Here is a 26052-nt window from a genome sequence, read left to right as displayed (position 1 = left end):
CTATGCTTCCATCCCATATCATACGTGATATAAAAGAGGTGTGCGCGTGAGCTGGTCGGTACTGTTCGTCAACGCGGCGGCGCAGGCGGAATTGGCAGCTATCCCTCCGGACATGCGCGCTAAGTTCGAGCACATCGTCACCCTGATGCGCGAGCTTGGTTTGGAGAAGGTGCGCGAGCCCTACGTCAAGCATCTCGAAGACAAGCTCTGGGAGATGCGGCTGACGGGGCGCGATGGGATCGCCCGCTCGATCTACGTGACGGCTTCCGGGCGGCGGATCGTGATCCTCCGCACCTTCGTCAAGAAGACCGAGAAGACGCCGCGGCGTGAACTGGAGTTGGCGCGGGAACGCGCGAAGGAGGTCGAATGAGCCGCAAGATGATCCCGGTCGAAGAGAGCTTCGCGCAATGGCGCAAGGACCCCGCCTATGGCGAGGCCCATGCCGCGCTTGAGGAGGAGTTCGCCCTGGCCAGGGCGCTGATCGACGCGCGCACCGGCGCCGATATCTCCCAAGAGGAGATCGCCAAGCGGATGCGGACCTCCCAATCGGCGGTGGCCCGCCTGGAGAGCGGGCGCGGCAACCCCTCCCTCGACACACTCCGCCGCTATGCGGAGGCTACCGGCGCCCGCCTGCGTATCGTATTTGAGCCGGTCGCTCCCCAACGTGCGAAGCGAGGATAAAGCAAGGCTGGACTATCTCTGCCGCTCGCGGCCGCGATCCGCTTCCGGGGCGGACCTTCCCATCCGGAGGGGACGGAACTTCGCCCCGTCCCGTACCAGGTCGGACACCCGCTCGCGCGCCGCAGCCAGGATGCGATCCTGCGCGGCCGGCTCGACAACGCGGGCGCGGACGACAGCCTCAACCATCCGGAGCTGGTCGCGCCCCTTGTTGGACTCCCGCTTGCGCTCCCGCTCGGCGGGCTCGACTAGCGAGCGCGCCTTGCGGGCATGGCTGCGGACCTGTTCGGTGCGTTCACGCGTCTGCCGCCGGTCGATCCGCCGGTCCAGCTCCTGCACGTCCCGCTCCGTGGGTCGATAGCCCTGCACCTCGATCCCGAGCGCCCGGCCCGCCAGCCATGCCTCCCGCCGAAAGCTGGGAGACCCTCGCACCACCACGATCGTCCAGCCGCGATGCTGGGCGATTATGGTCATGTCTCGGATGGCGTTGGGGTCGGACCTGGCGGCGGCGAGCTGGCGGCCCTGGTCGCGGAACACCGGCGCCTTGACGCTGGCATCCGCATAGAAGCCCAGGCCGGCCCCGCCTCGGCCGTCTAGGTAGTAGCGGCGGCGTAGCCGCTCGGGCACGTCGCCCTCGGCGGTCGAACGGCCACGGACGCCCGGGCTCAGGCTGTTCGGAACGGCGGGATCATCGGGCATGGTCGATCTCCTGGGCGGCGGGTTTGACGGAGGCGTCGATGAACCGCTCGACCCAGGCTTCCACCTGGGCCTCGCTGGCGCCTTCCGGCGGCAGCGGCTCCAGGCCGGCGGTCTCGAGCGCGGGCGTCACGAGGTCGAGCGTCAGATCGGCCATGTCATCTCTCATCTTGGCTTGCGGGCGCGCCGCCGGCTTCGCAGGAGCCACGACGGGCGACGCCTTCGGCCGCGGATTGGCGATAGCGGGATGGGCGGTCACGACGGGCGGCGGCAGGACGCGCTTCGCGAACGCCCGTTCGCGCCAGTAGACAATCTTCTTCCCCCGCACCGGCGGCATCCCGGCGCGCAGCACCAGGAGCCGGCTCGGCGGCATCTGGATCAATTCTTGGGGAAGCATGAGCGCGCGGCGCTGGTCGGACTCGCTGACGCTGCGATGGCCGCCGGAGAGCCCGCTTGGGCGGCTGCGGGATCGACCCTGAAAGGTCCAGTAGCCGAGCCGTTCGGAGAGGTCTTGGGCGACTTTCAGCTCCTTCGGCGCGAACGCGATCTCCACCCCGCAGTTGGCCATGATCTCCTCGGCCAGGTCGGGACCGTATTCGGCGCGGAGCTGGGCCGGGGATTGCAGGACCGGCAGCAGGCGCAGGCCATAGCCGGCGACGTAGGAGAAGCTGCGGGCGATGACCGGCGCGTGGCCGATCCTACCGAACTCGTCCATCAGCATCAGGACCGGGACACGATGGCGGTCCCCGGTCGGCAGCTCGCGGGTGTTCAGGTCCACGAGCTGCTGGAGGAGCAGGTTGTAGAGCGGCGCCACCCTGGCCAGGTTGTCGGGCGAGACGCAGAGGTAGAGCGAGATCCTGCGCTCCCGAAGGTCGCGCAGGTCGAAGTCGCTGGCCTCGGTCGCCGCGCAGACGCGGGGATTAAGCCACAGGCCGAGCCGGCTGGTGATCGTCTGCTTGACGCCCGCGAAGGTGTTTTCCGAGGCAGAGCAGAAGTCCGACAGCGCATTCGCGCAGCCGGCCGAGAGCGGCTGGCCCGCATCGACGCGGGCCGCCATGACCGCCGGCAGTCGGGTCCGAGAATCGCCTTCGGTCAGCTCGGCGTAGATCGCACCGAAGCTGAATGGCAGCTCCGGCGTCTCGGCCACATAGGCACCGACCCCGATCAGGCCGACCCGCGCCGCCTCTGCCCAGAACGGATCGGTGTGGGGCTGGACCGGAAACAGCATCACCGCGAGCTTTTGGAGTTCGTCCAACACAGCGACGGGATCGGCCCGGTCGATGTGGCCGAGGGGGTTGAACCGCGCCGTCCGGCCTTCCGGGTCAAGGGGATCGAACAGGATCACCGTCTGGCCGTGGGCGGCGCGGAAGCCGGCCGTGGCGGTCCAGTTCTCCCGCTTGATGTCGAGGACCACGACCGAGTCCGGCCAGGTCAGCAGGTTGGGGATGACAACCCCCACGCCCTTACCGGAGCGTGTTGGCGCATGGAGCATCACATGCTCCGGTCCGCCGAAGGTGAGCAGCCGGGCGCCGCTCCAGCCCAGCACGATCCCCTGGAGGGCGCGTAAGCCGCCTTGCGTCAGCTCGGTCTCGCTCGCCCAGCGCGCCGCGCCGTGCAGCGGCGGGCGCAGGCTGCGGGCGACGCCCAGGGCGACCACAGCCGCGAGGCCAAGCGCCGAGACCAAGCCAACCCCGGCCCACCGCCGGACCTCGGGATCGCCGCGGAAATACCAAAACCAGGCCGGGACGGCGGCCGGGTCGATGTCGCTGGAGAGCCGCTTCAGGCCAGCGAGCGCGATGAGCGCGGCCAAGCTCAGCAGCAGGATCGCGGTGCCAGCCGCGAGCGCCGTCACATAGGCCGCCTTAAGCGGCCAGGGCGCGCTTGCGAACCGGGTCATACCAGACCTCCGAAACCCTAAACCGGCCGGCCTCGCGGCGCATCTGCACCACCACATCCACCAGCAGGTGCAGCAAGGAGCGGATGTCATCGCGCGCCAGGTCGCGGCCGCCTTCGGACTCCTTGACCAGCAGCGTCAGTTGCTCGAAGGCCAGCATGGCGCTGTCGGCGTGGATCGTCGTGATCGAGCCCGGATGGCCGGTATTGACGTTGCGCAGGTAGAAGAACGCCGTGCCGTCCCGAAGCTCCTGGAGCAGGATGCGGTCGGGCCGCATCCGCAGCGCGGACTCCAGGAGCTGCTTAGCGCCCACCCTGGCGAGGCCCTGGCCATCCTTGGCGTAGAGCAGGTGGACGGCGTTTCGGTGCGGCAGGGTCAGCTCGCGGGCGTCCTCTATGGTCAGTAGGCGTTCGTCCGCCGGGATCAGCCGCACCAGCCCCTTGGCGAAGGTGGTCTTGCCCGAGCCGGTGGCCCCGGAGATCAGGATGTTGCGGCGGGCCTGGACCGCCAGGCGGAAGAAGGCCGGCCAGTCTCCGGCATCGCGCAGGCGCACCAGCCGGTCCTCCGCCTCCGATAACTCCTCGCTGGCCACGGCGACCGCATCGAATAGCCCGGCCTCGGCGAACGCCTCCAGGTCGAAGGTCGCGGCCGAAGGCTTGCGGATGGTGATGGAGAGCCGTTCGGCGGCCGGCGGCAGCACGAGCTGGCACCGCTCGCCCTGCGGCAGCACGGTCGAGCAGATCGGCGTCTCCTCGGTCACGTCCTGCGTCGTGTAGGCCGCCGCAGCCTTCGCCAGCGTCGCCAGCCAGGTCTCGGTCAGCTCCGGCGCTTCGCGCCACGACCAGCCACCGGCCCGCTCGATCCCCAGCTCGCCCGGCCGATTGACCACCAGCTCGGTGACGTCGGCCGGCTCCAGAGCGTGTTGCAAGGGCGCGAGGTAGTGCTGGAGGATCGAGGCGTCCTGGGCCATGTCACCGCGCCTTCAAGCCATAGACGCCCGAGAAGTCGAAGTCCTGGGCGACGAAGATGGAGACCTCGGCGCCTTGCGGTTTGGTCAGGGTCGGCGGGATGTTGATCGAGCCTTGCAGGGCGATGCCTGCGGCGTCGGACGGTAGGCGTGCCGTGCCGTACTGGTTGTTGTTCCCGGCGATGGCGTAGACCCCATCGTCCACCACGGAGAGAAGCAGAGCCCCGCCGAAGCGGTCCCAGAAGTGGGTGTCGATGTCGCCGCCGAACCCGGCGCGGCCGAGCGGATCGGCCGCGGGCGAAGCCACGCTGATCGCCACCCCTCCCGGCGTGACGGCCCGCGTCCACAGGACGAACAGCCGCCGCTGGCCCTGGCGCATCCCCGAGCGATATTCGCCGAGGACGCGGGTTCCCTTCTCCATCAGCACCACGGCGCCGTTGTCTGAGTAGACGTCGCGGGGGATCAGGCAGCTCACATAGCCGGGCGCCCCGGTGTCCATCGCCGTCTGGAGGATGCAGGGGATGGCGGCGCCGGCGACGATCAGGAAGTTGCGGTCGGGGAGCCGGCTGGCGCGAGCCCGGCCGACCGCCGAGCCGCGCCGGAGCTGGTCGAGTTCCGTGGGTTCCGCAGCGGCCTCGGCCTGGAGCATCTGCGGGGACGGATCTGCCGAGCCGCCGCGACTGCGGTTGAAGGCCAGGATCGGCGCGCCGCGGATCGCCGCCAGCTCGGCCCGCCGCTGGGCTTCGGGGTCCGCCGCCCCGGAACCGCCCACGCCGGGTTCCAGGGCCGGAACCTGGGGGCCGTCTGCTGCGAGGACCAGGGCCGGCGCGTCGGGGCCGGGCGCCGCCAGGGTCGGTTCGGCCCGCAGCGGCTCGAACGGCACGACCTGGCGGGCCGGCTGGACTGGCGCCCGCTCGGGCTTCGGCTTGTCGTCGCCCCAGGTGGCGGCGACGAACACGCCGCAGCCGGCGACCAGGGCGGCGAACACGACGGCTTTGCCGGCGAAGCTGGAGCCCAGGCGGCCAGCGACCGGCGAGATCGCCCGCTCGGCGGCGGGCGGCGGCGCCGGATCGGGCCGCGGATCGGCGTCGGTCATGGCCTTCCTCCTCGGTCGGTCCGCTCGACGTCTTCGGCGGCCGTGCCCGTTCCCGGCCGCGAGCCGTAGGGGTCGAACGCCTCATTGTAGATGCACAGCACCTCGCGGCCTCGGCGCAGGCGCAGTTCGCGGGCGACCACATGGACCACCACGAACTCACCACGCACGTCGAACGGAACCAGGCTCTCGGTCCCGCCGGCTTCCACTTGGTAGAGAGCCGGGACCGGCTGGTTGGCGGGGAAGCGCATGACCGTGAAACGGCCGTTGTCGCTGACCTCGGAAGGCTGGAGCGCCGTCGATCCCTGGACGGCGTAGGCGAGGTTGCGCCGACCTTCCACCACCGCTCGGTCGAGCTTCAATTCGAGCACCTTGCGCTCAAGGGCGGCCTGCTCGGCGGTCAGCGCGGCGACGGCCTGGGCGGCTTCGTCCGCCGGATAGCGGAATCGCAGGCCGAACACCGTGTCGGCCGTGCCCCGCGCCGACGAGCCCGCCCGCGTCGCCAGCTCGAAGGTGTAGTGGCGCGTCCCGCCCGGCCGGCTGGTGGTGACGAGGAGGTTGGTCGGCGCGCGCGGGGCCTTCGGCTTGACGAACAGGATGGCGCCTTCGGCCGCCACGTCCCAGCCGGTCGTGTCGCCCACGGCGACATGCTGGATCGCCTCGTCTTCGCCGAACAGGATTTGGGTCGCTGTGCGGAAGACGCCGGTGATCTGAACCACCGCCCAGGGGTCGTAATCGACCACCTTGATGCGCGGGTCCGAGGGGCCGGCCTGGGGCGTGCTCTGCGCCTGGGCCGCTGATGCGGCCGCCAACGCTAAGACGCCCAAGATGGCGGCCAGCCGGTTCACCGCACCGCCTCCGGGTCGGCCCGGTAGCTCGTCACCTGGAACCCCAGCGGGTTCTTCAGGCGGTCGCCCTCGGCCATCGGCGCCTTGGTGTAGGCAAAGGCGACGGTGGCGATCCAGTCGCTCTCGGCCACCTGCGGCCCCTGGCGCACCGTGCGGTGAAACCGCACGCTGGCGACGCCATCGGCCACGAAGCTGATGGCGCGGATGTCCACCTGCGCCTCCCCGGCCGGACCATAGATCACCTGCGGGCTCTGCGGGTTGGTCGGCCGGAAGGCGTCGCCCCAGCGCTGCTGCTCAGCCGGAGTGGACATGATCGAGACTTGGCGGAAGTTGGCTTCGGCCGCCGGCGCCAGCCAGCCCTCGCGGGCGCGGACATACTGCGCGACGAAGTGTTTGGTGACAGCCTCGTCGTAGCTCAGCGGCTTTTCCGACCTGAGCGCGGTCATCACGTCCACGGCCCCAGTGGCGCGATCCACGCGCACCACGAACGGCTCGACGGTCTTCAGCGGCGCCAGGGCGGCGACGGCGCCCACGGCCACGGTCGCTACCACGCCCGCACAGCCGGCGACGATCCAAGCGAAGCGGCGCGAGCGCTCGATGCTACGCGCCCAGTCGGCGTTCCAGCTCTTGGCTTCGTCGTAATAAGCTTTGAGGTCGCGCGGCTGGCTCATGCGCAGCTCCCGTAGGTCGCCGGCAGGGCCGAGAGCTTGTCGGCCGCCGCCGTGGGCGGGGCGGCGGGGTCCAGCACCGAGCCGTAGAGGTTGGCGGGCCGGCGGTGCTTGCCGTCGCAGACCGGCGCGGTCTCCTTGCCAAGACTGGCGCAGCCGGCGAGCGCCAGGGCGGCGGCGATGACGGGGACGACAGCACGCATCACCGGGCTCCCGCCGGCCGGATCGTGCCCCCGCCGCGCGGCGCGCTGCGGGCCGCCTCCTGCGGTCCTTGCGGCGAGCCGGAACGCGGGACGCCGCGCAGGGAGGCGGCGTTGGCGAAGTCCGCCAGGCCCGCGCTGGCCCCACCGGCGATGCCGGCGGCGATGGACGGGAGCTGGAGGAAGAAGATCGCGGCCAGCAGGCAGACCGCGATGAAGATCAGCCCGCCGACCGTGGGATCACTTCCGTCGATCGCGCCCCAGAACGTGCCCACCAGCGACAGGATGAGCTGGAACAGGGTGATGATGAGGGCGAACAGGACGAGGTAGTTCACGCCCTGGGAGAGCCAGCCGAAGAAGTAGCGGCGGGTCGCCTCGAACAGCGCGCTGGCGATGAAGATCGGGCCGAGCGCCACGAGCAGCGCCAGCGCCACCTTGGCGAGCAGCACCACGCAGAACCCCAGCACGGCTGCGAAGCCGCCAAGGAGATAGACAACGGTCGACAGTATCCAGGGGCCGAAGTTGATGAGGCTGGCCCGGTCGGCGATCTTGTCGGCGAGGTAGGCCGCGCGGTTGTAGAAGTCGTCGAAAGCCGACCCCACGTCCGGCGTCCCGGCGCCGCTGATCGCCTGGGTCAGGACGTTCGGCAGGACGTGGAACAGCGGGTCCGTGACCCAGCTCGAATAGGCCGTGGTCGTGGCCAGCAAGTAGATGATGGCGAGCTTGATGCTGCGAACCGCGAAATCCATGATCGGCTCGGCGATGGCGCCGCGCAGGATGGCGAAGCCGTAGAGCAGCACATAGAGCACCAAGGCCGCGCGCATCGGCCCGGAGACCACGGCGATGACGGCCGAGGCCCGTTCGTTCAGGAACACGCCGAGCCTGTCGTCCACGAAGCCGTAGGCCGGCTGAAAGAAGGTGATCGGCTCCAAGCGTCAATCCTTCGAGAAGCCCTTGCGGAAGGCGTTCATGCGCTCGGTGCGCTGAGCCGCCGCCACGCCGGCTTCGGCGTTCACGCACTCCTGGCCCCGGTGCGTCCCGGCCTTGCAGGCGTCGGCCACCTTCGCGGCCTCGTCAGGATGGGCCTCGAAATAGCTGGCGCTACGGGGTTCGGGCGAGCAGGCCGCCAGGCCCGCAAGCGCCAGGACGGCGACGAGGCGGCCGATCATGAGAACCCCCGCTTGAAGGCGGCCATGCGCGCCGCACGGTCGGCCATCATCCGCTCGCGCTCGCGCTGGGCCTGGAGGCGGTCTTCCGCCGCCTGGGCCATGGCGAGGCCCTGGAGCCGCATCTGGTCGTTGGCGATCATGGCCTGTTCGGTCGTGGCGCGGGCCTGGAGGTCCATGACCGCGCGGGCATTTGGTGCGCTGTCGATGGCGGCTTGGAGTTCCTTCAAGCCCTCCAGCCGCTCCTTGCCGGCGGTCGCCACCGCCTCGCCGAGCGCCAGGTCGCGCGCGGTCCGGTCGCCCGCCGCCTCGATGTCGGCGCCGACCTCGTCGCCATCGGCCGGCGTGTAGAGCCGAGCGGCCGACCTGATCTCGTCGGCGCGCTCGCCGATCTTCCCGAGCGAGGCCAGGTCGCCCTTGGCCGCCGCTGTCAGGGCGTCGATCTCCGGCAAGAACTCCCGCAAGCTCGGAACCCCGAGCTGGCCGGCGATGCTGCTGACGATCGACGCCTCGTTGAGGCTGGTGAACAGCTCCTGGCCCTGTTGCACGCGGGTCTTCAGCTCATTGAGCTGGTCGAGCGCCGTCTGCGCCTGGGCGATCAGCTTGGCGTAGCTGGTCGGGTCGTGGACGATCATCTGCGCCTGGGCGGCGGTCACGCCCACGCCGAGGACCAGTGCGGCCGAGGCCGCTACGAGCGTCTTCTTCATCACATGGCCCTCCGGGCTTGGTGGAAAGGTTCGAGCCAGGCGGCCGGATCGTCGCCGTGCTCGGCGCGGATGCGGTCGAGCACGGCCACGGTCTCGGTGCGGCCGGACAGCACGGCCAACTCATCGTCCAGGCCGTCGAGCCTCAACTCGGCGACCACCGAGTTGAGGCCCTGTCGGATGAGGAACTGGCGGGATTCCGGCGCCAGCTCCTCGCGGACCAGGGCGAACTCCCGCTGAGTCAGGCCGAATCCTTCGACGTAGTGCTTGGCCTGGGCGTAGGGGTTCGGAAGGTAGATCTTGGTGAGGCACTGTTCGAGGATCGTCGTGGCGATCTTCGATTCCATGGCGTCGGCCACCGATTGCGTCCCGAACACCACCATGGCGTTCTGCTTGCGGAAGGTCTTCAGGCCGTTCTTCGCCAAGTCCTGGAAGGCCTCGTCGTCCAGCACCTTCCAGAACTCGTCGATGTCCAGCACCAGGCGCCGCCCGTCCATCAGGGCGGCCAGGCGGTGGAGCAGATACATCATGATCGGGGTGCGGATTTCCGCGTGGTCCAGGAAGGAGGTCACGTCGAAGCCGATGAAGCGGGCGTCGAGCGAAAGGGCGTCATCGTCGTTATCGAGCACCCAGCCGAGCGGGCCACCCTTGCACCACCGCTCCAGCCGCGCCCCGGCGCCGCCAGCGTCGCGCTGGCCGAGTAGCGCGCGCAACGCCGAGAACGACCGCTGCGCCGGCGGCAGGGGCGCCAGCGAGGCGATGGCGTCCTCGATCGCCCGATCCTCCTGAGCGGTCAGGCTGCGGTCGGGAGGCGTGGCGAGCTTGCGCACGAGGTCGGCCAGGAAGCGGCGGTTGGCCGCCGTGAAGTCGAGCGCCTTCAGCGGAGCAAAGCCCGTGGGCTCGCCCATGTTCAGGACCAGGTAAGTGCCACCGCAGGCGCGCACGAAGATCTCGGCCCCGCGATCCTTGTCCACGAACACCATCTGCGGCGCGAACTTCTCAAGCTGGGCCAGCATGAAGTTCTGCACCACCGTCTTGCCGGAGCCGGTCGGGCCGCAGATGAAGGTGTGGCCGGCGTCGCCGACGTGGAAGCTGAAGTGGAACGGCGAGCCCGCCGAGGTGCGCAGCAACGCCACCGCCGGACCCCAGTGGTTTCCGTCCGCCTTACCCGCGGGATAGGTATGGAAGGGCGCGAAGCTGGCGAAGTTGCGCGAGGTGATCGCCGCCGGCCGCACCCGGCGGCTGAAGTTGCCCGGGAACTGCGCCCAGAAGGCCGCCTCCAGGGCCAGGTCCTCGCGCGCCGCCACCAGGCCGGAGTCGGCCAGCAAGGCGCGGGCCGCCGAGAGGTTGTCGGCGAGCTGGCGCGGATCGTCGCCATAGACCAGCACGTTCGCCTGGTGGTCGCCCATGGCGAAGCGGCCGGACATCAGCTCGTCTAGGGCGTCGCTCAGGCCCTCGACCTGCGACGCGGCCCGGTCTCGCGCCGACAGCATCTGGTTCTGCTTGCGCTCCATCACCGCGCGGGCGGCGGCCTTGGAGAGGAAGGCGAAGGACTGGCTGGCGACCAGCGGGAAGCGCGCCGAAAGCAACCCGTTCCATAGGCCCGGCCGCGTGGTCGCCGGATACTCCTTGATCCCGAACATGCCGGCGTAGCGGGCCTCGGCGGCGGCGCGTATCTCCAGGGCCTCGCGGCCGAAGATCACGCGCTCGGTATAGATCGCCGAGCCAAGATGACCGCGGATCAGCGGGACGCGCTCGCGCCGGCCGGTCAGGACCAGGCGCAGCACCTCCATCGGCTCAGAGAACCACAGGCTATTGTGCTGGTAGAGCCCGAGCGGCCGGACGCCGTAACGGCCAAGGTATTGCGCCAGGTCGCGGCCGGCGTCCTCTAGGCGGCGGATGGCGTCGTCTTCACCTCCGGTCGCGGCCTGGCGGCGCAGGAGCCAGGCCCCGGCCCGATCCGCCGCGTCGCGGCCGGGATGCAGCACCAAGGTGACGTAGAGCTCGTTGACGAACATCTGCGTCGCCCCCAGCCGGGCGCGGTAGCGCGCATTGAGGTCGGCGGCGAAGGCCGAGCGGAAGCGGCCCTCGGGGTAGCCGTGATGCTCGCGCCGGACGAGGTGATGCCAGACCGCCAGCCGGTCGTCGGCGAGGTTGCGCCAAGCGCCGTTCAGCTTGGCGTGCCAGTCGTTGAGGTCGCGGACGTCCGCCGTCTCGAAGCTTGCCCCGTCGAGCTGGAAGCTCATCATCAGGGTCTGGGTGTCCAGGGCGATGATATGGTCCGTGACGTGGCGCGCGTAGGGAAGGCTCGCCCGTGGATCGAGGTCGCGCGCCAGCGCCGAGGTCGTCGGCCGGGGCTGGAGGGCGAGCCTAGCCACGCAGCGCCTCCTGCAAGGTGTAGCGGCGCTTCAGCGGCAGCGGCGTCGCCGAGCTGCCGCCCCAGGCGGCGCCGTTGCGCGACCGGCCCTTGGTCTCCACGAACATCCACAGCACCCGGAAGGCGTTGTGGTCGTGCTTGCAGATCGCCCGGAAGACGACGTGCAACACAGGTGCGATCAGCAGCCAGACAGGCGAGTGAGCGGCCAGGAACACCGTGGCCGAGACGATCAGGTTAAGGCCCACGGCCTCCATCGGCACGCCGCCGACCATCGCCGGCCGAGTGCAGGCCAGGAACAGCACGTCCTCCGCGAGGCGTTCCTCGGGTTCGGCGGCCATGGCCTCAACCTCCGCCGCCGGTGATGAGGTCTACGATAGTGGCGGCCGAGAAGATGACGATGATGCCGACAATGACCGTGCCCGCTCGGCGCAGGTCCAGGTGACCGAACATCCAGGCGATGCCGGTGACGATGATGGCGATGATCGCCAGCCCCCGGATCACGTTGCTGTTGAGAATGTCGATGAGATTTTGAATGAAGCCGCCGATGTCGCCGCCGACGGTCTGGGCGTAGGCAGGTCCTGCGGCGAGCGCGATCGCTCCGGCCAGAACCAGGAGAGCAAAGGGGCGGCGGCTCACGGCGCGTCCCCCGGCACCGACACTCGGATCACGAAGCTCGCGGGCGCGGCCTGGCCGAACACGTCCCAGGCGGGCGGCGAGGACTCGGCCGTCTCAGGCGTCGGCGAAGGCAGCCGGACGGGCTGCGCCTGAATCGCCGGGACGACCTCTGCTGCGGCCCGCTCGACCTTGGCGACATACCCGTTCGTGAAGCCACGTCGGGCGTCGCCGGTATTGTACCGGGAGAGCGCCCGGCGCAGCGCCGGCTGCGCGTCAGCGCCGCCCTCATAGCCGGCCTGGAGCACGCGCGCGCCGGCGGCCAGGTTGCGGCAGGGATCGAACGCCGCTTCGACGCTCAGGCCCAGCCAGCCGAGGTTCTTGCTGTTAATCTGGGCGAGGCCGAGATCGACGCTGCGGCCCGCCGCGATCAGGGCGGCCGCCTTGGTGGCGGCCTCCTGCGGTGTCGAGGCCGACACCGTGACTCGCGGTGTGCCGTTGACGCCGATGGCGAGGGGGTTGAAGCGGCTCTCCACCTGCACGATCGACAACAAGGTTTCCGGCGCGACGGCCGGCGCACATTGAGCGGCGAGCGCCAACACAGCCGGCAGCGTCAACGTCATGACGCACTGTCCGAGTGCTGGGCGGATAGAGAATAGGTGAACCTGAACATGAGCGCTCCTCCTGCTTTCAGCCTCGCGCGGCGTTACAGGGCCACGCTAGGCGTAAGGCTACGCGCTACGGGCGCGTAAACTTACGGCGCGGGTCGATCAGGCCGAGGTCGCGCGCTCTGAGCAGTGCCTGCACGCGGGTCTTCACCCCAAGGTGCGAGCAGATTTTCAGGAGGTGGCCTTCGACGGTGCGCTGCGAGATACCGAGGATGCCGCCAATATCGCTGGCGCTCTTGCCTTCTTCCACCCAGGCCAGGCATTCAAGCTGCCGCTTGGTGATTTCGCATAGCAGACGGCCCCGATCGGGCGGCGCGGGCGGCGTCGTGAGCCCGCCCTGGGCTGTTGGGGCACGGGATACGATCAGATCGTTCATGGACATAGGGGGTTGCTCACCACTTTGGCGCTCCCCCCGGTGCGCCTCCTTAAGCTGTCTTAACTACAACCTATTGAGTTGACACTTGAAATAGCGCCACCATTGATTGTGTTTCCCCGTCAACAATGAAGCAATCCGGAAAATTGCGGTCTGTAGAATTGCGGAGGCGCCACTTTATATCCTGGACGATCGAAGCCATCCGTTTTGATCGCGGCGATAAAAATGGCGCGTGGTGCGGGCGGTCGGACTCGAACCGACACGAGCCTTGCGGCCCTACGGATTTTCGTACCACTTCGGCTTTCGCCGCCGCCTCAGGCGTTCGTGGTCTGGACTATCCCTTCGCCTTGGCCGTCAGGCTGTAGGCGCCGCCCGTCTAGTCTCTACACCTTCCCCATTGGGGCTTGGCTCGGGATCGCCATTTCACAGGGTTCCCCGAATTTGAGCGGTTCTACATCCGGGATTTCTCCCGGCGCACTCAGTCTTTGGCCTAAGTCCGTTGCGTCTACCAATTCCGCCACGCCCGCGTAGCGGGTCCGAATTGCCATAATCCTCAGGGGTCCGTCTACAGGAAGCGACAGTAGGCGTTCGCCCGGCGGCGCTTAGGCGTTCGCCAGCGCCTTTGCGGAAGGTGCCTTCCGCGATTTGGGTTTCCTGCGCACGTTGATCGCGGCCGCGTCCAACGTGTTCTTGATGTGCGAGGCGTAGTACTTCTCGATCATCTCTACGCTTGTGCGGCAATTTTTGGCTACTTGGTAGATGTCGGCCCCCTCCATCAGGCGCAGGCAGATGTAGGTGTGTCGGAGGCTGTAGGCGGTGCGCGCGTTACCGTCGCGGTCCTTCTTCAGGTCGAGTTCGCCCAGCACTGCGTTCAGCAGCTCGCGCTGAACCGGCCCGAACACGAGTTCGGTCGGCCGACCGTTCTTGCGCTTCTTGACCCGCTGGAACGGGAGCACCGCGCCGGGCATGCTCTTGCAGTAGCCCACGCCGCGCTTGCCTCGCACCTCGATCTCGAGGATGCGCTCTCCGGTATCTGCATCGACGACGACCGAGACGTCGCGGAACTCTAGGCGTTGCGCCTCGTCCGGCCGCAGTCCGGTATTGACCATGAACAGCACATAGTCGTGGAACTGCTCGCACTCGCCGCGCCAACGCTCTTTCTTCGGATTCCGCGCCCGCTCGCGCGTCGCTTCGAACAGGCGCTTGTACTCCCCGGGGGAGAACCAGGCGCGATGGCTGATCTTGCCGGACGCGCGGTATGGGCTGGACATATCCGGCAGGGCCGAAATCCAGCCCTTGCGGTTGGCAGCCTTCAGAACCTGCCGCAGGCACACGATTTCATTGTGGAGGGTTTGTCGGCTCGGCCTCATCCACTTGCGTGGCTTGCCGATCAGCTCGCGCCCTTTCACTTGGTAATGCGCCGGCTTAACCTCGGTGGGCGGGGTGACGCGGTGCAGCCGGTACTCCTGAATCCTGCCTGCCGTGACCTGCGAGATCGGCAGGTCGCCGAAGAACGGCAGCAGGTAGAGCCTGAGCACGCGACCCTTGCTTGCGACGTAGCTGGCGTTTCGTTCGCCTAGCGTCATGGCCTCATACTCCCGCTGGAATGCGACGGCCGCTTCGCGGAAGGTCTTCTCGCCAGGCAGCCGGGGCTTCACATACTCGGGCGACTGGACGGGTATCCCAGCCGGAGCAGGCAGCACGCCGCGGCGGCGCAGCCGGTCCTCAGCTACGCGGTCAAGGTACCAGTCCCGTGCAAATTCAAGCGCATAGGCGATGTTGTCCTGCTTCGTCGATTGGCGGTGATTTCGGCCGCTCAGGTAGGTCGCGCACTGCCAGAAGCGGCTGTTTTCTCGACGATACACATGAACCTTGCCGTCCATGATCGTGTGGCTCTCGGACACAACGCCTCCTCGCCGTCACCGGCGTATGTGTAAGGCATGTGTAAGAGTCTAGGCCAATTAACCCGCTGAATTCACTAGGTAAGTTTACGGGTTACGATTTTAAGTCGCTTGCGTCTACCAGTTCCGCCATGTCCCCAAGCGCTGGCGAGCGGCACGAAGCATGCGCCGCCGCGCCGATGCAAGGGCGAACTTGCCGGGAACCGATCGGCGCCCTGCTTGCTTTATCCACCTCCTCAGGTCCCGTTTCGAGACGGGTCTGGTCCAGGAGAGGCAGATGGGCGAACTGGCCTATGCGATCGATCCGGCCGACCATGGCTGGCGCTGGCGCGTCTTCGACTACGAGGGCGAACTGGTGGCCGGCGGTGTCGCGCCCAGCCAGGCGGAAGCCGAATCGGCCGCCGCCGCCCTCTTCGACAAGGGCGCCGTCCCGGCCCCCTCCAACTAGCCTTTCGGCAGCCCGGCGACGGCCTCACGCAGCGCCGCCAGCCTGGGACCGTCGGCCGGGTGGGTGGACAGCACCTCCGGCGGCTGCGGCCGCGTCGCCCCCTCCGCCGCCATCCGCTCGAAGAACCTGACGGCGCCGGCCGGGTCCATGCCCGCGCGCTGGGCCAGGTCCACGCCGATGCGGTCGGCCTCCAGCTCGTGATTGCGCGAATAGGGCAGGATCACCCCATAGAGCGCGCCCATGCCCAGCGCCCCGGCGATGTCGCCCGCATGCTCGGCGTACTCGCCGTTCGCCAGGATCGCCTGCAGCACCCCGACCCCCAGCTCGACGGCCATCTGCTGGCTGACCCGCTCGGAGGGATGGCGCGCCAGCACGTGCCCGACCTCGTGGCCGAGCACCCCGGCCAGCTCGTCGTCGTCACGCACGAACTCCATCAGCCCCCGGAAGGCGCCGACCTTGCCGTTCGGCAGGACGAAGGCGTTGATCTCGGGCCGCTCGAAGACCACGAACTCCCAGTCCAGGTCCGTGCGGCCGCTGGCCTCGACGATCCGGCCGCCGATGCGCCCCAGCCGCCCCTGCATCGCCGGGTCGGCCGCCGCCGCGCTCTGGCCGCGCAGGTCGGCCCAGGCCTGGTCGGCCATCTGCATCAGGGCCTCGTCCGGAACCACGGCGAACTGGCTGCGGCCGGTGGCGGCGTTCTCCGAGCAGGCGACCAGCACCGCGCCCGCGCCGAGCAGCGCCAGCAGGTTGCGGCGCGACACCGGGCGCGCCGCCGGCTCCCCGCCGCAGCCGCACGCCATGCTCACGCCTCCGCCCGGGCCGCCGCCTCCCATTCGCGAAACTCCGGCGTCGCCAGCAGGCGTGTGACATAGGCGCCGCAGGCCCCGTCGTCTCCGTAGTCGGACAGATGCACGCCATAGGTGCGGAACCTCGTCGCCACCGGGGTGTAGAACGCATCGGCGATCGACCACGCCCCGCCCAGGAACGGCCCGCCCGAGCGGGCCAGCAGGTCCCCCCACATCGCCACGATCCGGCGCACGTTCTTCTGGGTCGCCTCGGACAGGGTGGCGACCTTGGGCTCGGTCTCCAGCGCCATCGGGCATTCGCCGCGCAGCGACTGGAAGCCGGAATGCATCTCCGCCGCCGCCGCCCGGGTCAGGGCGCGCAAAGCAGGGTCGCTGGGCCACAGCTTCGCCTCGGGAAATTTTTCGGCCAGGTATTCGCAGATCGCCAGCGAATCCCAGACGGTCAGGTCGCCGTCGTTCAGCACCGGAACCAGCCCCGAGGGCGAGTGCGGCAAGATCGCGGCCTCGGTGCGCCCGTCGTCCTGGCGCAGGCCGATCAGGGTCTCGGTGAAGGGCGCGCCGGTGCGTTTCAGCGCAAGCCAGGGTCGCAGCGACCACGTCGACCACCGCTTGGTTCCGATTACGAGTTCCATAGGCCGCTCCTTTTCGTTACGTCAGCCTATTGCCCAAGCCCCCGGCGCCTCGTCTAGAGTGCGCCGACAATAAGAAAATTCAGTTCGCCCTATTTTGCAGGAAACGCCTTTCATGACCGAGACCGCCGCGCCGTCGGTTGAACCAGCCGCTCCGCCTGTCGCTCCCGCGGTCAGCGCAGCCCCATTTTCCGCTTCTTACACCCGGTATGCGATGTTCCTCCTCCTGGGGATCTACATCGTCAACTTCCTCGACCGGGCGGTGGTCAACATTCTGGCCGAACCGATCAAGAACGATCTGGGGCTCGCCGACTGGCAACTGGGCCTGATGAGCGGCCTGGCCTTCGCCATCTTCTACACCGTCCTGGGCATTCCGATCGCCCGCCTGGCCGAGCGCAAGAACCGCCCGATGATCATCGGCACCGCCGTCGCGGTCTGGTCGGGCTTCACCGCGCTGTCGGGCATGGCCCAGAACTTCGTCCAGTTGGTGATCTTCCGCATCGGCGTGGGCGTCGGCGAGGCCGGCTGCACCCCGCCCGCCCACTCGCTGATCGCCGACTACGTGCCCAAGGAGAAGCGCGCCTCGGCCCTGGCCTTCTATTCGATGGGCACGCCGCTGGGCGGCCTGCTCGGCCTGGTGATGGGCGGCCTGATCGCCGACGCCTACGGCTGGCGCGTGGCCTTCTTCGTGGCCGGCGCTCCCGGCATCCTCTTCGCCCTGCTCTGCTGGTTCACCCTGAAGGAACCGCGCAAGATCATGGCCCAGCACTCGGCCGCCATCCAGGCGACCCAGGCCACCTTCGGCGAGACCCTCAAGTACCTCGGCAAGAAGAAGACCTTCTGGCTGATCGCGCTCGGCGCGGCGATCAAGGCGTTCATCGGCTACGGCCACGCCCCGTTCACCGCCTCGTTCTTCCTGCGCGTCCATGGTGAAGAGGTCGCGGGCCTGGCGTCCTTCTTCAACCTCCAGTCCGTCGGCTTCCTGGGCCTGGCGCTCGGCCTGATGGGCGGCACCGCCGGCGCCATCTCGGCCTATCTCGGCGGCCAGATCGCCGACCGCTTCGCCAAGACCGACCTGCGCGGCTATGTGTCGGTTCCGGCCATCGCCTCGCTGCTGGCCGTGCCGATCTACATCCTCGCGGTCAGCGTCCCTTCGGCCTCGGTCGCGCTGTGGATCCTGGTCATCAACGGCCTGCTCGGCTCGCTCTGGTACGGCCCGGTCTACGCCATCGGCCAGTCGATCGTGCCGCCGCACATGCGCGCCACCACCTCGGCCATCCTGCTGTTCACGATCAACCTGATCGGCCTGGGCCTGGGCCCGCTCGCCGTCGGCATCCTGTCCGACGTCATGAGCAACGGCTTCGGCCTCGGCTCGGCCCAGGGCGTGCGCTGGGCGCTGATGCTGTCGACCTGCTTCGGCTTCCTCGCCTTCGGCCTCTTCTGGATCGCCCGCAAGACGATCCGCGAGGAAATGGTCAGCTAAGGACCTTGCGGGGGCGCCGCCCGGCGTCCCCGCACCCCTCGCCCCGCCGGGGCGAGGCTAATGCGGCAGCAGCACCAGCCACGCGGCGGTCGCGCCGAAGATCAGGCCGAACACCAGGTTCAGCCACCTGGCCCGCCGCACGGGCCGCCCCAGCGCCGCCTGGACCAGGAACACCGCCGCCGCCAGCGCGCAGCCCGCCCCCGCCAGCCAGAACTTGGCCGGCGGCGCCACGAAGATCGCCCCCGCCACCATCGCCAGGGCCGCCATCCGCCCGATCAGTTCCGGCGCCAGCCGCCTGCCGGAGTTCCCGCCTGTCATCGTCTTGCCTCCTGCCCGGGGCCGGCGCGTCCAGCCGACGCGCCCAGAAGCCACGGACGCGCGCCCAGGTCGAGGCCCGCCTGACCGCCTAAGGCTCGGCTGCAACCGCCCGGGCCGGCGGCGGCGGCGCGCTCGCCGCCTCCTCGATCAGCCAGTCGCGGAACGCCGCCATCACCGGCCGCGCGTTCGCCTTGGGGGCGATGAAGTGAAAGCGCGCCGGCGTGCGCACGAACCCATAGGGCGCCGCCAGCCGCCCCGAGGCGATGTCGCCGGCCACATAGATCCAGGGCGAGACGCCGGCCCCCAGCCCCGCCACCGCCGCCTCCAGCATGTAGAACAGGTGCTCGTACTCGCGATGCTCGGCGCCCTCGCCGACCGTCACGCCGGAGTGCTCGGCCCACTCGCGCCACGCCTGCCGGTGCGGCCGGGTGTGCAGCCGCGGCGCGCCGGCCAGCCCGGCCTCGGCCAGGCCCGGGGCCATCACCGGCCCATGGAAGTTGTCGAGGAACGGCGTCGCCTCCAGCCCCTCGCCGGCGATGGTCTCGGCCAGCCGGATGGCCGCGTCGAACGGGTCGCGGCCGAAATCGACCGGGCCATAGGCCTCCGTCACCCGGATGTTCAGGCCCGGATGCCGGGCGTGGAAGGCCGGCAGCCGCGGGATCAGCCAGCGCATGGCCAGGGTGCCGACGCAGGAGACGTGCAGCTCCCGGTCCGCCGCCGACCTCAGGGCCGTGAACGTCCGCTCGATCCCGTCGAAGGCGCCGCCCAGGCTCTCGGCCAGGCTCAGCCCCGCCTCGGTCAGGCGCAGGCTGTTGCGCGGCCCTTGCGTCAGCCGCACCCCGCACAGCCGCTCCAGGCTGCGCACCTGCCGGCTGATCGCCCCGTGGGTGACGCACAGTTCGTCCGCGGCCAGGTTCATCCGCCCCAGTCTCGCGAACGCCTCGAAGGCGCGCAGGGCGGTCAGCGGCGGCAGGTTTCGCTTAGGCATGTGACCTCAGATCACAGACATACCGTGGTTATACGCTACGCCCGTCCCTGCGACAGCAGGCTTCACTGATCTTTCGCGCCACGCCCCTGCAGCACCCGCATCCACGCCTCCGGCGGGTCTTCCAGGCACGACCGCGGAATGAAGTGCTTGGCCGCCACATGCGCCCTGACGATCCACCAGCAGCAGGCCCACAGCCTGTGCAGCTCGTAGATCGCCCGGTCCAGGAACCAGCGGGCGATCCCGCGCTCGGGCGCCCCCGTCATCGACATCTGCTCGACCAGCATCGCTCAGCCCTCGATCCACGCCGACAGGATGCGAAGCGCCGCGCGCCGCCGCAAACGATGAGTTCGCCGCCTGTTCGTGAGCTGGCATCACGAAGCCGCCGCCGACCTGAAAGCCAAAAACCCCACTTCTGGTCGACTAGGTCCTCGCAGGTCCGACCAGCGGTTTTATAGTCGGCCCTGTCGGGAACGGGCGCCTCCGCCCGTCCTTAGGGAGAACGGGACAGACCCATGCGCTACGCGATCCTCTGCTACAACGACGAAGCCGTCACCTCCGCCTGGACCAAGGAAGAGGACGACGCGGTCATGGCCAAGCTCGAAGTGGTGCAGGAGCGCCTGCGCCAGGAGGGCAAGCTCGGCCCCGCCATCCGCCTGCTGCCCACCACCTCGGCCACCACCCTGCGCAAGGCGCAGAACCTGGTGGTCGACGGCCCCTTCGCCGAGACCAAGGAACAGTTGCTCGGCTTCTACATCGTCGAGGTCGAAACCCTGGAGGACGGCCTGCAGATCGCCCGCGACCTGGCCGCGGCCAACCCCGGCGGCGCCTACGAACTGCGCCCCATCGCCCTCTTCCTGCCTGGAATCGAGATGACGTGACCACCGACCCCGCCTGGATCGACGCCGCCCTGACCTCCGCCCGCCCGCAGGCGGTCAGCGCCCTGCTGCGCTACTTCCGCGACCTCGACCTGGCCGAGGAGGCGTTCCAGGACGCCTGCCTGCGGGCCCTGAAGTCCTGGCCGGAAAAGGGCCCGCCGCGCGATCCGGCCGCCTGGCTGATCCTCGTCGGCCGCAACAGCGGCATCGACGCCACCCGCCGCCGCGCGCGGCTCCAGGCGCTGCCCTCCGAGGACGTCCTCTCCGATCTCGACGACGCCGAGGCGCCGCTGGCCGAGCGCCTCGACGGCTCGGACTATCGCGACGACATCCTGCGGCTGCTGTTCATCTGCTGCCACCCGGACCTGCCGGCGGTGCAGCAGGTGGCCGTCGCCCTGCGCATCGTCAGCGGCCTTTCGGTCAAGCAGATCGCCCGCGCCTTCCTGGTCAGCGAGGCGGCCATGGAACAGCGCATCACCCGCGCCAAGGCCAAGATCGGCCAGGCCAAGGTGGCCTTCGAGGCGCCCGGCCCGGTCGAGCGCGCCGAGCGCCTGGCCGCCGTCGCCTCGGTGATCTACCTGATCTTCAACGAGGGCTATTCCTCGACCGTCGCCGAGGCCGACGCCCGCGCCCCCTTCGCCGAGGAGGCCATCCGCCTCGCCCGCCTGCTGCTGCGGCTGTTCCAGACCGAGCCGGAGATCATGGGCCTGACCGCCCTGATGCTGCTGCAGCACTCGCGCGCCGCCGCCCGCTTCGACTCGGACGGCCAGATCGTGCTGCTGGAGGACCAGGACCGCGGCCTCTGGAACCAGGCGATGATCGCCGAGGGCCTGGCCCTGATCGACAAGGCCCTGCGCCACGCCGCCCCCGGCCCCTACCAGGTCCAGGCCGCCATCGCCGCCCTGCACGCCCGCGCGCCCCAGGCCGCCGACACCGACTGGCGCCAGATCGACCGGCTCTATGCGGCGCTGGAGCAGATGAACCCCTCGCCCGTCGTCACCCTCAACCGCTCGGTGGCGATCTCCAAGACCGAGGGGCCGGAGGCGGCGCTGGCGATGATCGAGCCCCTGGCCGCTCAGCTTTCCGGCTACTTCTACTTCCACGGCGCCCGCGGTAGCTTCCTCAAGCAGCTCGGCCGCAGGGAAGAGGCCCGCATCGCCTTCGACCGCGCCATCGCCCTGGCCAACAGCGCCCCGGAGGCCGCCCATATCCGCCAGCACCTCGACAGCCTGGCCGGCGAGGCCGGTTGAAACTTTTTCCAGGCCACGCTGTCGGAACGCGCTAACCTCGCGCGTCCTCGGATCAGACGCCCCGCCCGGGGCCTGCCAGGAAGGATCGACGCCATGTCCGTCACCGCCACCATGGAAACCGCCGCCCAGCAGCTCGCCGCCATCGAGGCGCCGCCGATGACCGGCGTCACGCCGCACCTCAACCTCGTCGGAGCCAGCGACGCATCGGAGTTCTACCAGCGCGCCTTCGGCGCCACCGAGCTCTTCCGGCTTCCCGCCGACGACGGCCAGCGGCTCCTGCACTGCGCCCTGGTGATCAACGGCGGCACGCTGATGATCTGCGACTGCTTCCCGGAGATGGGACACGGCTTCGAGCACCAGCCGTCCGGCTCCTTCACCATGCACCTCCAGGTCGAGGACATCGACGCCTGGTTCAAGCGCGCGGCCGAGGCCGGCGCCGAGGTCCTCCAGCCCGTCGAAGCGATGTTCTGGGGCGACCGCTACGCCCGCCTGCGCGACCCGTACGGCGTCCACTGGTCGCTCGGCGAAACGCCCAAGGCCGCCTGAGCGCGTCACAAGGAAACCCCATGCTCACGACGCTCGTCGCCATCCTGATCCTCGCGGTCCTGGGCCTCGTCGCCTACGCCGCCAACCACCCCGGCGACTTCCGCGTCGAGCGGACGGCCACCGTCCGCGCCGCGCCGGAAACGCTCTACGACCTGATCGAGGACTTCCACCGCTGGACCGCCTGGTCGCCTTACGAGAACATCGACGCCGACCTCAAGCGCACCTATGCCGGCGCCGAGCGCGGGGTCGGGGCGATCTACGGCTGGGAAGGCCGCAAGACGGGCGTCGGCCGCATGGCCATCACCGAGGCGGTCAGGCCCTCCCAGGTGCTGATCGAGCTGATCTTCCTCAAGCCGTTCCAGGCCCACAACACCGCCGAGTTCACCCTCGAACCGACGGGCGAGGCCACCAAGGTCACCTGGGCGATGAGCGGCCACAACGGCCTGTTCGCCAAGCTGATCAGCCTGTTCTTCAGCATGGACAAGATGGTCGGCCCGCAGTTCGAACAGGGCCTGGCCAAACTCAAGGCCCTCGCCGAACGCGAAGGCTCCGAATAGCGGGCAAGGCGTCCGAACGCGCCCCCCCTCGTGTCATCCCGGTTTCGGCCATCGGCCGAAGACCGGGACCCATGAACACCTGATCCCGCCAGCCATGGCGCACCCCGCGCCATTCCCCCAACACCGCGTCGCCGGAAAAACGCCGACAGCCACGCTTCGTTGCGTCCCGCCGCCGCCCGACGCATGGCCTCTTCCCCTCGGCCCCGGCTCCCGCCATGCTCGCCGCAACGAACATGTCGGGGAGAGAACCACACCCATGGCCGCCACAGATGCGGGCGCCGCCGCGCCGCCCCGCCAGCCGCTGTTCTCGGAGGGCTACAAGCAGTCCGTCCTATGGCTGCTGGTCCTGGCCTACACCTTCAACTTCATCGACCGGACGATCATCTCGACGATCGGCCAGGCGATCAAGGTCGACCTCAAGCTGACCGACACCCAGCTCGGCCTGCTGGGCGGCCTGGCCTTCGCCCTGCTCTACACCACCCTCGGCATCCCGATCGCGCGGCTCGCCGAGCGCCACAGCCGGGTCAACATCATCACCATCGCCATCGTCGTCTGGTCCGGGTTCACCGCGCTCTGCGGCATGGCCACCAGCTTCTTCCAGTTGCTGCTGTTCCGCGTCGGGGTCGGCGTTGGCGAGGCCGGCCTCTCCCCGCCCGCCCACTCGCTGATCTCGGACTATTTCGAGCCCAAGAAGCGCGCCTCGGCCCTGTCGATCTATTCGTTCGGGATTCCGCTCGGCACCATGTTCGGCGCCGTCGCCGGCGGCTGGATCGCCCAGAACCTCGACTGGCGCATGGCCTTCATGATGGTCGGCCTGCCCGGGATCATCGTCGCCATCCTGCTCAAGATCTTCGTCAAGGAGCCGCCGCGCGGCTACTCCGACAGCCTGATCGCGGCCCAGGCCGCCGACGCCCCGGTCCTGGAGGGCGACGAGACCGCCCCGGCCGTGCACGCCAAGCCGCCCTCGATCCTGGCCGTCGCCAAGCGCATCTTCGGCAAGTGGGGCTTCTTCCACATGGTCGCGGGCATCACCGTCGCCTCGTTCGCCAGCTACGGCACCGGCCAGTATTCGGCGCCCTACTTCATCCGCATGTTCGGCCTCGACCTGGCCACGGTCGGCCTGATCTTCGGGGTCATCGGCGGCGTCGCCGCCGGGATCGGCACCCTGCTCGGCGGCTTCCTCACCGACTATGCGGCCAGGAAGTCGGGCCGCTGGTACGCCCTGGTCCCGGCCATCGGCCTGTTGATCGCCTGCCCGCTCTACATCCTCGTCTACACGCGCGACGACTGGAAGCTGGCCGCCGGCCTGCTGCTGATCCCGGGCATCTTCCACTACACCTATCTCGGCCCGACCTTCGGGGTGATCCAGAACGCCGTCAGCCTGCGCATGCGCGCCACCGCCACGGCGCTGCTGTTCTTCGTGCTGAACCTGATCGCCCTGGGCTTCGGACCGCCCTTCTGCGGCTGGGTGATCGACATGCTCAGCCAGGCGCAGTTCGCCGCCAAGGATCTCGGCCCGTTCTTCGAGCTGTGCCCCGGCGGCGTCGGCAAGGAAGGCGCGGGCGCGGCCATCGACGCGGCCTGCAAGGCCGCGGTCGCCCAGGGCACGCGCGAGGGGATCGTCTGGAACCTGCTGATCTACGGCTGGGCCGGCCTCCACTACCTGCTCGCCGCCATCACCCTGCCCAGGGACATGGCCGACGCCCTCGCCAAGACCGAGGCCGAAGCCACGGCCGGGGCCTAGCCTGGACAGGTCAGCCGCATGCGGAAGCCAGATCACCCGATCCGCCTTCCCGGGCGGCTGACCGACGGCGTCGTGGTCCTCGACGGCCACCGCGTCGCCGACGCCGAGGCGCATCTGGCCGGCGAGGACGAGGAGATGCTCCGGCGCTTCGACGCCCCGCACGCCTCCACCCTCGAACAGACCCGCGCCGCCATCCAACGCTGGATCGACGCGCGGTCAGCCGGCGGCCCGATGATCGCCTACGCCATGCGCCGCCCATCGGGCCTGCTGCTCGGCGGCTGCGAGCTGCGACCGGTCGCGGCCGATCGCATCGACGTCTCCTACTGGACCTTCCCCTCGTTCCGGGGACGCGGCTATGCCGGCCGCGCATTGGCCCTGCTCTGCGAGGCGGCCGCGACACTGGACGGCGTGCGTAGGATCGAGGCGCATATCGACGCCGACAACCTCGCTTCGCGCCGGGTCGCCGAACGGGCGGGGTTCGTCGAGCGTGGCCTGGTCACCGACGAGGCCTGGTCCGGCGAGACATCGACCCGCGTCCTCTACACGCGCGCCCTCGGCGCCGGCCGAGCCCGAACGCTATCGGCAGGTACCTGAGACCCGTGGCGTTTAACCTGCCGATCCCGGCGCGCGGACCGCATATCGCGACGTCGACGCCGAACTCGAAACCGGGCGCCTCCTCGCGGATGAAGCGGCGCGGATCGTTGCGGTCCTTGGCGTTGAGCCTGGTTCGGCGGCTGGAGAGCGTTTGCGCGCAACCGGCGCGCTATCGGCAGCGATCGTCACGTTGTCGCGCCTGCGATCCGATAGCGTCCCGGCGCCACGGCCTAGCCTGGCGCCCACGCTTGCGCGTACCTTCGCGGCCGCATGACTCTCGCCGATCTCAGCCCCCTGCCCCTCACCACCGTCGTCGGCGCCTTCCTCCTGGCGTTCCCGGCCCTGTTCTCGATCGTCAATCCGGTCGGGGCGGCGATCACCTTTCACCAGGTCACCGAGGGGCGCACGGACCGGCACGAGCTGGCCTGGCGCATCGCCTTCAACGCCCTGCTGATCCTGCTGGGATCGCTGCTGCTGGGCGGCTACATCCTCAACTTCTTCGGGGTCAGCCTGGGCGCCCTGCGGGTCGCGGGCGGGTTGGTCGTGGCCATCCGCGCCTGGCAACTGCTGATGCAGCCCGAGGCCCAGGAAAGCCGCAAGGCCAACGCCGCCGCCTCGGCCGAGCAGCACGTGCAGGAAGACGTCGCCTTCTTCCCGCTGACCATGCCCTTCACCACCGGCCCCGGCGCGATCTCGGTGGCCATCGCGCTCGCCTCCCAGCGGCCGGCCGACGGCCAGGGCGTGCTCTCGTTCTTCGCCGGGGTCAGCATCGCGGCGGTCCTGGTCGCCCTGCTGGTCGGCGTCTCCTACCGCTGGTCCAGCAAGGTGCTGTCGCTGCTGGGCGCGTCGGGCGCGCGGGTGATGTCGCGGCTGGTGGCCTTCCTGCTGCTCTGCGTCGGCGTCCAGATCATCTCCAGCGGCCTCGAAAGCCTGGTCACGTCCTATCTGAAAGCCGCGGCGTAACGCCCC

The 26052-nt window shown here is 69.4% G+C and carries 32 protein-coding genes; 11 read left to right on the top strand and 21 right to left on the bottom strand.

All coding sequences use genetic code 11. The features are described 5' to 3' along the window. The first annotated feature begins 46 nt into the window (after nt 1-46). Both RTL41_RS07005 and RTL41_RS07000 read left to right on the top strand, forming a co-directional pair. Nucleotides 47-370, top strand: a complete 324-nt coding sequence (locus RTL41_RS07005; RefSeq protein WP_312162729.1) for a type II toxin-antitoxin system RelE/ParE family toxin — start codon at nt 47-49, stop codon at nt 368-370. Further along, a complete protein-coding gene (locus RTL41_RS07000) occupies nt 367-681 on the top strand; it encodes a helix-turn-helix transcriptional regulator (protein ID WP_312162727.1) in 315 nt (104 codons plus the stop codon). The genes RTL41_RS07005 and RTL41_RS07000 overlap by 4 nt, the downstream gene beginning before the upstream one ends. A 12-nt stretch (nt 682-693) precedes the next feature. On the opposite strand, the gene RTL41_RS06995 is transcribed toward RTL41_RS07000, so the two are convergent. From RTL41_RS06995 to RTL41_RS06920, 16 genes are all read right to left on the bottom strand, one after another. Then, nucleotides 694-1377, bottom strand: a complete 684-nt coding sequence (locus tag RTL41_RS06995; RefSeq protein WP_312162725.1) for an LPD7 domain-containing protein — start codon at nt 1375-1377, stop codon at nt 694-696. Beyond that, on the bottom strand, nt 1367-3226 hold the full coding sequence (locus tag RTL41_RS06990; protein ID WP_312162723.1) for a type IV secretory system conjugative DNA transfer family protein: 1860 nt from the start codon (nt 3224-3226) through the stop codon (nt 1367-1369). The genes RTL41_RS06995 and RTL41_RS06990 overlap by 11 nt, the downstream gene beginning before the upstream one ends. Nucleotides 3227-3236: 10 nt before the next feature. Further along, nucleotides 3237-4238 (bottom strand): P-type DNA transfer ATPase VirB11, encoded by a 1002-nt coding sequence (gene virB11 / locus RTL41_RS06985; RefSeq protein ID WP_312162721.1) that lies wholly within the window; start codon nt 4236-4238, stop codon nt 3237-3239. A gap of 1 nt (nt 4239) precedes the next feature. Then, complete coding sequence (virB10, locus tag RTL41_RS06980) at nt 4240-5331, bottom strand: type IV secretion system protein VirB10 (RefSeq protein ID WP_312162719.1); 1092 nt, start codon at nt 5329-5331, stop codon at nt 4240-4242. Next, nucleotides 5328-6140: a TrbG/VirB9 family P-type conjugative transfer protein gene (locus RTL41_RS06975; protein ID WP_312162718.1), complete on the bottom strand. Its 813-nt coding sequence runs from the start codon at nt 6138-6140 to the stop codon at nt 5328-5330. The genes virB10 and RTL41_RS06975 overlap by 4 nt, the downstream gene beginning before the upstream one ends. 32 nt (nt 6141-6172) lie before the next feature. Then, entirely contained in the window at nt 6173-6847 is a 675-nt protein-coding gene (locus tag RTL41_RS06970) for a VirB8/TrbF family protein (RefSeq protein WP_312162717.1), read from the bottom strand. Further along, nucleotides 6844-7047, bottom strand: a complete 204-nt coding sequence (locus tag RTL41_RS06965) for a hypothetical protein (RefSeq protein ID WP_312162715.1) — start codon at nt 7045-7047, stop codon at nt 6844-6846. Before RTL41_RS06965 ends, RTL41_RS06970 begins: the two co-directional genes overlap by 4 nt. Continuing rightward, on the bottom strand, nt 7047-7976 hold the full coding sequence (locus tag RTL41_RS06960) for a type IV secretion system protein (protein WP_312162713.1): 930 nt from the start codon (nt 7974-7976) through the stop codon (nt 7047-7049). Before RTL41_RS06960 ends, RTL41_RS06965 begins: the two co-directional genes overlap by 1 nt. Before the next feature lie 3 nt (nt 7977-7979). Then, nucleotides 7980-8213: an EexN family lipoprotein gene (locus RTL41_RS06955; protein ID WP_312162711.1), complete on the bottom strand. Its 234-nt coding sequence runs from the start codon at nt 8211-8213 to the stop codon at nt 7980-7982. Beyond that, nucleotides 8210-8917 carry a type IV secretion system protein gene (locus RTL41_RS06950; protein WP_312162708.1) on the bottom strand — a complete coding sequence of 236 codons (708 nt, stop codon included), beginning with the start codon at nt 8915-8917 and terminating at the stop codon, nt 8210-8212. Before RTL41_RS06950 ends, RTL41_RS06955 begins: the two co-directional genes overlap by 4 nt. After that, on the bottom strand, nt 8917-11292 hold the full coding sequence (locus tag RTL41_RS06945) for a VirB4 family type IV secretion/conjugal transfer ATPase (protein WP_312162706.1): 2376 nt from the start codon (nt 11290-11292) through the stop codon (nt 8917-8919). Before RTL41_RS06945 ends, RTL41_RS06950 begins: the two co-directional genes overlap by 1 nt. Then, complete coding sequence (locus RTL41_RS06940; RefSeq protein WP_312162704.1) at nt 11285-11629, bottom strand: type IV secretion system protein VirB3; 345 nt, start codon at nt 11627-11629, stop codon at nt 11285-11287. The genes RTL41_RS06945 and RTL41_RS06940 overlap by 8 nt, the downstream gene beginning before the upstream one ends. Before the next feature lie 4 nt (nt 11630-11633). After that, a complete protein-coding gene (locus RTL41_RS06935) occupies nt 11634-11927 on the bottom strand; it encodes a TrbC/VirB2 family protein (RefSeq protein WP_312162702.1) in 294 nt (97 codons plus the stop codon). Continuing rightward, the gene (locus RTL41_RS06930) at nt 11924-12526 is read right to left on the bottom strand and encodes a lytic transglycosylase domain-containing protein (RefSeq protein WP_312162700.1); all 603 of its coding nucleotides are present in this window, start codon (nt 12524-12526) and stop codon (nt 11924-11926) included. The genes RTL41_RS06935 and RTL41_RS06930 overlap by 4 nt, the downstream gene beginning before the upstream one ends. A 115-nt stretch (nt 12527-12641) precedes the next feature. Beyond that, nucleotides 12642-12947: a helix-turn-helix transcriptional regulator gene (locus RTL41_RS06925; protein WP_312162698.1), complete on the bottom strand. Its 306-nt coding sequence runs from the start codon at nt 12945-12947 to the stop codon at nt 12642-12644. Between the two features lie 599 nt (nt 12948-13546). Beyond that, nucleotides 13547-14848 carry a site-specific integrase gene (locus RTL41_RS06920; protein ID WP_312162697.1) on the bottom strand — a complete coding sequence of 434 codons (1302 nt, stop codon included), beginning with the start codon at nt 14846-14848 and terminating at the stop codon, nt 13547-13549. Nucleotides 14849-15122: 274 nt separating this feature from the next. Between RTL41_RS06920 and RTL41_RS06915 the strand changes: the two genes are divergently transcribed. Then, nucleotides 15123-15293, top strand: a complete 171-nt coding sequence (locus RTL41_RS06915) for a hypothetical protein (protein WP_312162696.1) — start codon at nt 15123-15125, stop codon at nt 15291-15293. Here RTL41_RS06915 and RTL41_RS06910 read toward each other — a convergent pair. Together RTL41_RS06910 and RTL41_RS06905 are read right to left on the bottom strand one after the other, a co-directional pair. Further along, the gene (locus RTL41_RS06910) at nt 15290-16093 is read right to left on the bottom strand and encodes a M48 family metallopeptidase (protein WP_312162694.1); all 804 of its coding nucleotides are present in this window, start codon (nt 16091-16093) and stop codon (nt 15290-15292) included. The genes RTL41_RS06915 and RTL41_RS06910 overlap by 4 nt on opposite strands. Before the next feature lie 2 nt (nt 16094-16095). Continuing rightward, nucleotides 16096-16731, bottom strand: a complete 636-nt coding sequence (locus RTL41_RS06905) for a glutathione S-transferase family protein (protein ID WP_312162692.1) — start codon at nt 16729-16731, stop codon at nt 16096-16098. A gap of 211 nt (nt 16732-16942) precedes the next feature. Here RTL41_RS06905 and RTL41_RS06900 point away from each other — a divergent pair, with 211 nt between their 5' ends. Beyond that, entirely contained in the window at nt 16943-18211 is a 1269-nt protein-coding gene (locus RTL41_RS06900; protein ID WP_312162690.1) for an MFS transporter, read from the top strand. Nucleotides 18212-18268: 57 nt separating this feature from the next. Here RTL41_RS06900 and RTL41_RS06895 read toward each other — a convergent pair whose 3' ends face one another. From RTL41_RS06895 to RTL41_RS06885, 3 genes are all read right to left on the bottom strand, one after another. Beyond that, complete coding sequence (locus tag RTL41_RS06895) at nt 18269-18529, bottom strand: hypothetical protein (RefSeq protein WP_312162688.1); 261 nt, start codon at nt 18527-18529, stop codon at nt 18269-18271. Nucleotides 18530-18617: 88 nt separating this feature from the next. Continuing rightward, nucleotides 18618-19517 (bottom strand): LysR substrate-binding domain-containing protein, encoded by a 900-nt coding sequence (locus tag RTL41_RS06890; protein WP_312162686.1) that lies wholly within the window; start codon nt 19515-19517, stop codon nt 18618-18620. Between the two features lie 62 nt (nt 19518-19579). Then, entirely contained in the window at nt 19580-19801 is a 222-nt protein-coding gene (locus RTL41_RS06885) for a hypothetical protein (RefSeq protein WP_312162684.1), read from the bottom strand. Between the two features lie 228 nt (nt 19802-20029). Here RTL41_RS06885 and RTL41_RS06880 point away from each other — a divergent pair, with 228 nt between their 5' ends. From RTL41_RS06880 to RTL41_RS06850, 7 genes are all read left to right on the top strand, one after another. Then, the gene (locus RTL41_RS06880; protein WP_312162682.1) at nt 20030-20395 is read left to right on the top strand and encodes a YciI family protein; all 366 of its coding nucleotides are present in this window, start codon (nt 20030-20032) and stop codon (nt 20393-20395) included. Further along, nucleotides 20392-21642, top strand: coding sequence for an RNA polymerase sigma factor (locus tag RTL41_RS06875; protein WP_312162680.1), 1251 nt, complete (start codon nt 20392-20394; stop codon nt 21640-21642). The genes RTL41_RS06880 and RTL41_RS06875 overlap by 4 nt, the downstream gene beginning before the upstream one ends. Before the next feature lie 93 nt (nt 21643-21735). Continuing rightward, on the top strand, nt 21736-22188 hold the full coding sequence (locus tag RTL41_RS06870) for a VOC family protein (RefSeq protein WP_312162678.1): 453 nt from the start codon (nt 21736-21738) through the stop codon (nt 22186-22188). Between the two features lie 20 nt (nt 22189-22208). After that, nucleotides 22209-22745 carry an SRPBCC family protein gene (locus RTL41_RS06865; protein ID WP_312162677.1) on the top strand — a complete coding sequence of 179 codons (537 nt, stop codon included), beginning with the start codon at nt 22209-22211 and terminating at the stop codon, nt 22743-22745. A gap of 256 nt (nt 22746-23001) precedes the next feature. After that, a complete protein-coding gene (locus RTL41_RS06860) occupies nt 23002-24489 on the top strand; it encodes an MFS transporter (protein ID WP_312162675.1) in 1488 nt (495 codons plus the stop codon). 18 nt (nt 24490-24507) lie between these two features. Next, the gene (locus RTL41_RS06855) at nt 24508-25083 is read left to right on the top strand and encodes a GNAT family N-acetyltransferase (protein ID WP_312162673.1); all 576 of its coding nucleotides are present in this window, start codon (nt 24508-24510) and stop codon (nt 25081-25083) included. 270 nt (nt 25084-25353) lie between these two features. Then, nucleotides 25354-26046 (top strand): MarC family protein, encoded by a 693-nt coding sequence (locus RTL41_RS06850; RefSeq protein WP_312162672.1) that lies wholly within the window; start codon nt 25354-25356, stop codon nt 26044-26046. Nucleotides 26047-26052: the final 6 nt, after the last annotated feature.

Source organism: Phenylobacterium sp. (assembly GCF_031984885.1).
Classification (GTDB): domain Bacteria; phylum Pseudomonadota; class Alphaproteobacteria; order Caulobacterales; family Caulobacteraceae; genus Phenylobacterium.
This window is presented reverse-complemented; position numbering and strand designations above follow the sequence as displayed.

Excerpts from the sequence above, each read along its gene's own strand:
- RTL41_RS06860 (WP_312162675.1), top strand. The coding sequence starts at position 23,002 with ATGGCCGCCACAGATGCGGGCGCCGCCGCGCCGCCCCGCCAGCCGCTG.
- RTL41_RS06905 (WP_312162692.1), bottom strand. The coding sequence starts at position 16,731 with ATGGAACTCGTAATCGGAACCAAGCGGTGGTCGACGTGGTCGCTGCGA.
- RTL41_RS06885 (WP_312162684.1), bottom strand. The coding sequence starts at position 19,801 with ATGCTGGTCGAGCAGATGTCGATGACGGGGGCGCCCGAGCGCGGGATC.
- RTL41_RS06995 (WP_312162725.1), bottom strand. The coding sequence starts at position 1,377 with ATGCCCGATGATCCCGCCGTTCCGAACAGCCTGAGCCCGGGCGTCCGT.
- RTL41_RS06940 (WP_312162704.1), bottom strand. The coding sequence starts at position 11,629 with ATGGCCGCCGAACCCGAGGAACGCCTCGCGGAGGACGTGCTGTTCCTG.
- RTL41_RS06855 (WP_312162673.1), top strand. The coding sequence starts at position 24,508 with ATGCGGAAGCCAGATCACCCGATCCGCCTTCCCGGGCGGCTGACCGAC.
- RTL41_RS07000 (WP_312162727.1), top strand. The coding sequence starts at position 367 with ATGAGCCGCAAGATGATCCCGGTCGAAGAGAGCTTCGCGCAATGGCGC.
- RTL41_RS06930 (WP_312162700.1), bottom strand. The coding sequence starts at position 12,526 with ATGACGTTGACGCTGCCGGCTGTGTTGGCGCTCGCCGCTCAATGTGCG.
- RTL41_RS06970 (WP_312162717.1), bottom strand. The coding sequence starts at position 6,847 with ATGAGCCAGCCGCGCGACCTCAAAGCTTATTACGACGAAGCCAAGAGC.
- RTL41_RS06895 (WP_312162688.1), bottom strand. The coding sequence starts at position 18,529 with ATGACAGGCGGGAACTCCGGCAGGCGGCTGGCGCCGGAACTGATCGGG.
- virB11 (WP_312162721.1), bottom strand. The coding sequence starts at position 4,238 with ATGGCCCAGGACGCCTCGATCCTCCAGCACTACCTCGCGCCCTTGCAA.
- RTL41_RS06880 (WP_312162682.1), top strand. The coding sequence starts at position 20,030 with ATGCGCTACGCGATCCTCTGCTACAACGACGAAGCCGTCACCTCCGCC.
- RTL41_RS06870 (WP_312162678.1), top strand. The coding sequence starts at position 21,736 with ATGTCCGTCACCGCCACCATGGAAACCGCCGCCCAGCAGCTCGCCGCC.
- RTL41_RS06925 (WP_312162698.1), bottom strand. The coding sequence starts at position 12,947 with ATGAACGATCTGATCGTATCCCGTGCCCCAACAGCCCAGGGCGGGCTC.
- RTL41_RS06850 (WP_312162672.1), top strand. The coding sequence starts at position 25,354 with ATGACTCTCGCCGATCTCAGCCCCCTGCCCCTCACCACCGTCGTCGGC.
- RTL41_RS06950 (WP_312162708.1), bottom strand. The coding sequence starts at position 8,917 with ATGAAGAAGACGCTCGTAGCGGCCTCGGCCGCACTGGTCCTCGGCGTG.
- RTL41_RS06890 (WP_312162686.1), bottom strand. The coding sequence starts at position 19,517 with ATGCCTAAGCGAAACCTGCCGCCGCTGACCGCCCTGCGCGCCTTCGAG.
- RTL41_RS06910 (WP_312162694.1), bottom strand. The coding sequence starts at position 16,093 with ATGGCGTGCGGCTGCGGCGGGGAGCCGGCGGCGCGCCCGGTGTCGCGC.
- RTL41_RS06900 (WP_312162690.1), top strand. The coding sequence starts at position 16,943 with ATGTTCCTCCTCCTGGGGATCTACATCGTCAACTTCCTCGACCGGGCG.
- RTL41_RS06865 (WP_312162677.1), top strand. The coding sequence starts at position 22,209 with ATGCTCACGACGCTCGTCGCCATCCTGATCCTCGCGGTCCTGGGCCTC.
- virB10 (WP_312162719.1), bottom strand. The coding sequence starts at position 5,331 with ATGACCGACGCCGATCCGCGGCCCGATCCGGCGCCGCCGCCCGCCGCC.
- RTL41_RS06915 (WP_312162696.1), top strand. The coding sequence starts at position 15,123 with ATGGGCGAACTGGCCTATGCGATCGATCCGGCCGACCATGGCTGGCGC.
- RTL41_RS06965 (WP_312162715.1), bottom strand. The coding sequence starts at position 7,047 with ATGCGTGCTGTCGTCCCCGTCATCGCCGCCGCCCTGGCGCTCGCCGGC.
- RTL41_RS06955 (WP_312162711.1), bottom strand. The coding sequence starts at position 8,213 with ATGATCGGCCGCCTCGTCGCCGTCCTGGCGCTTGCGGGCCTGGCGGCC.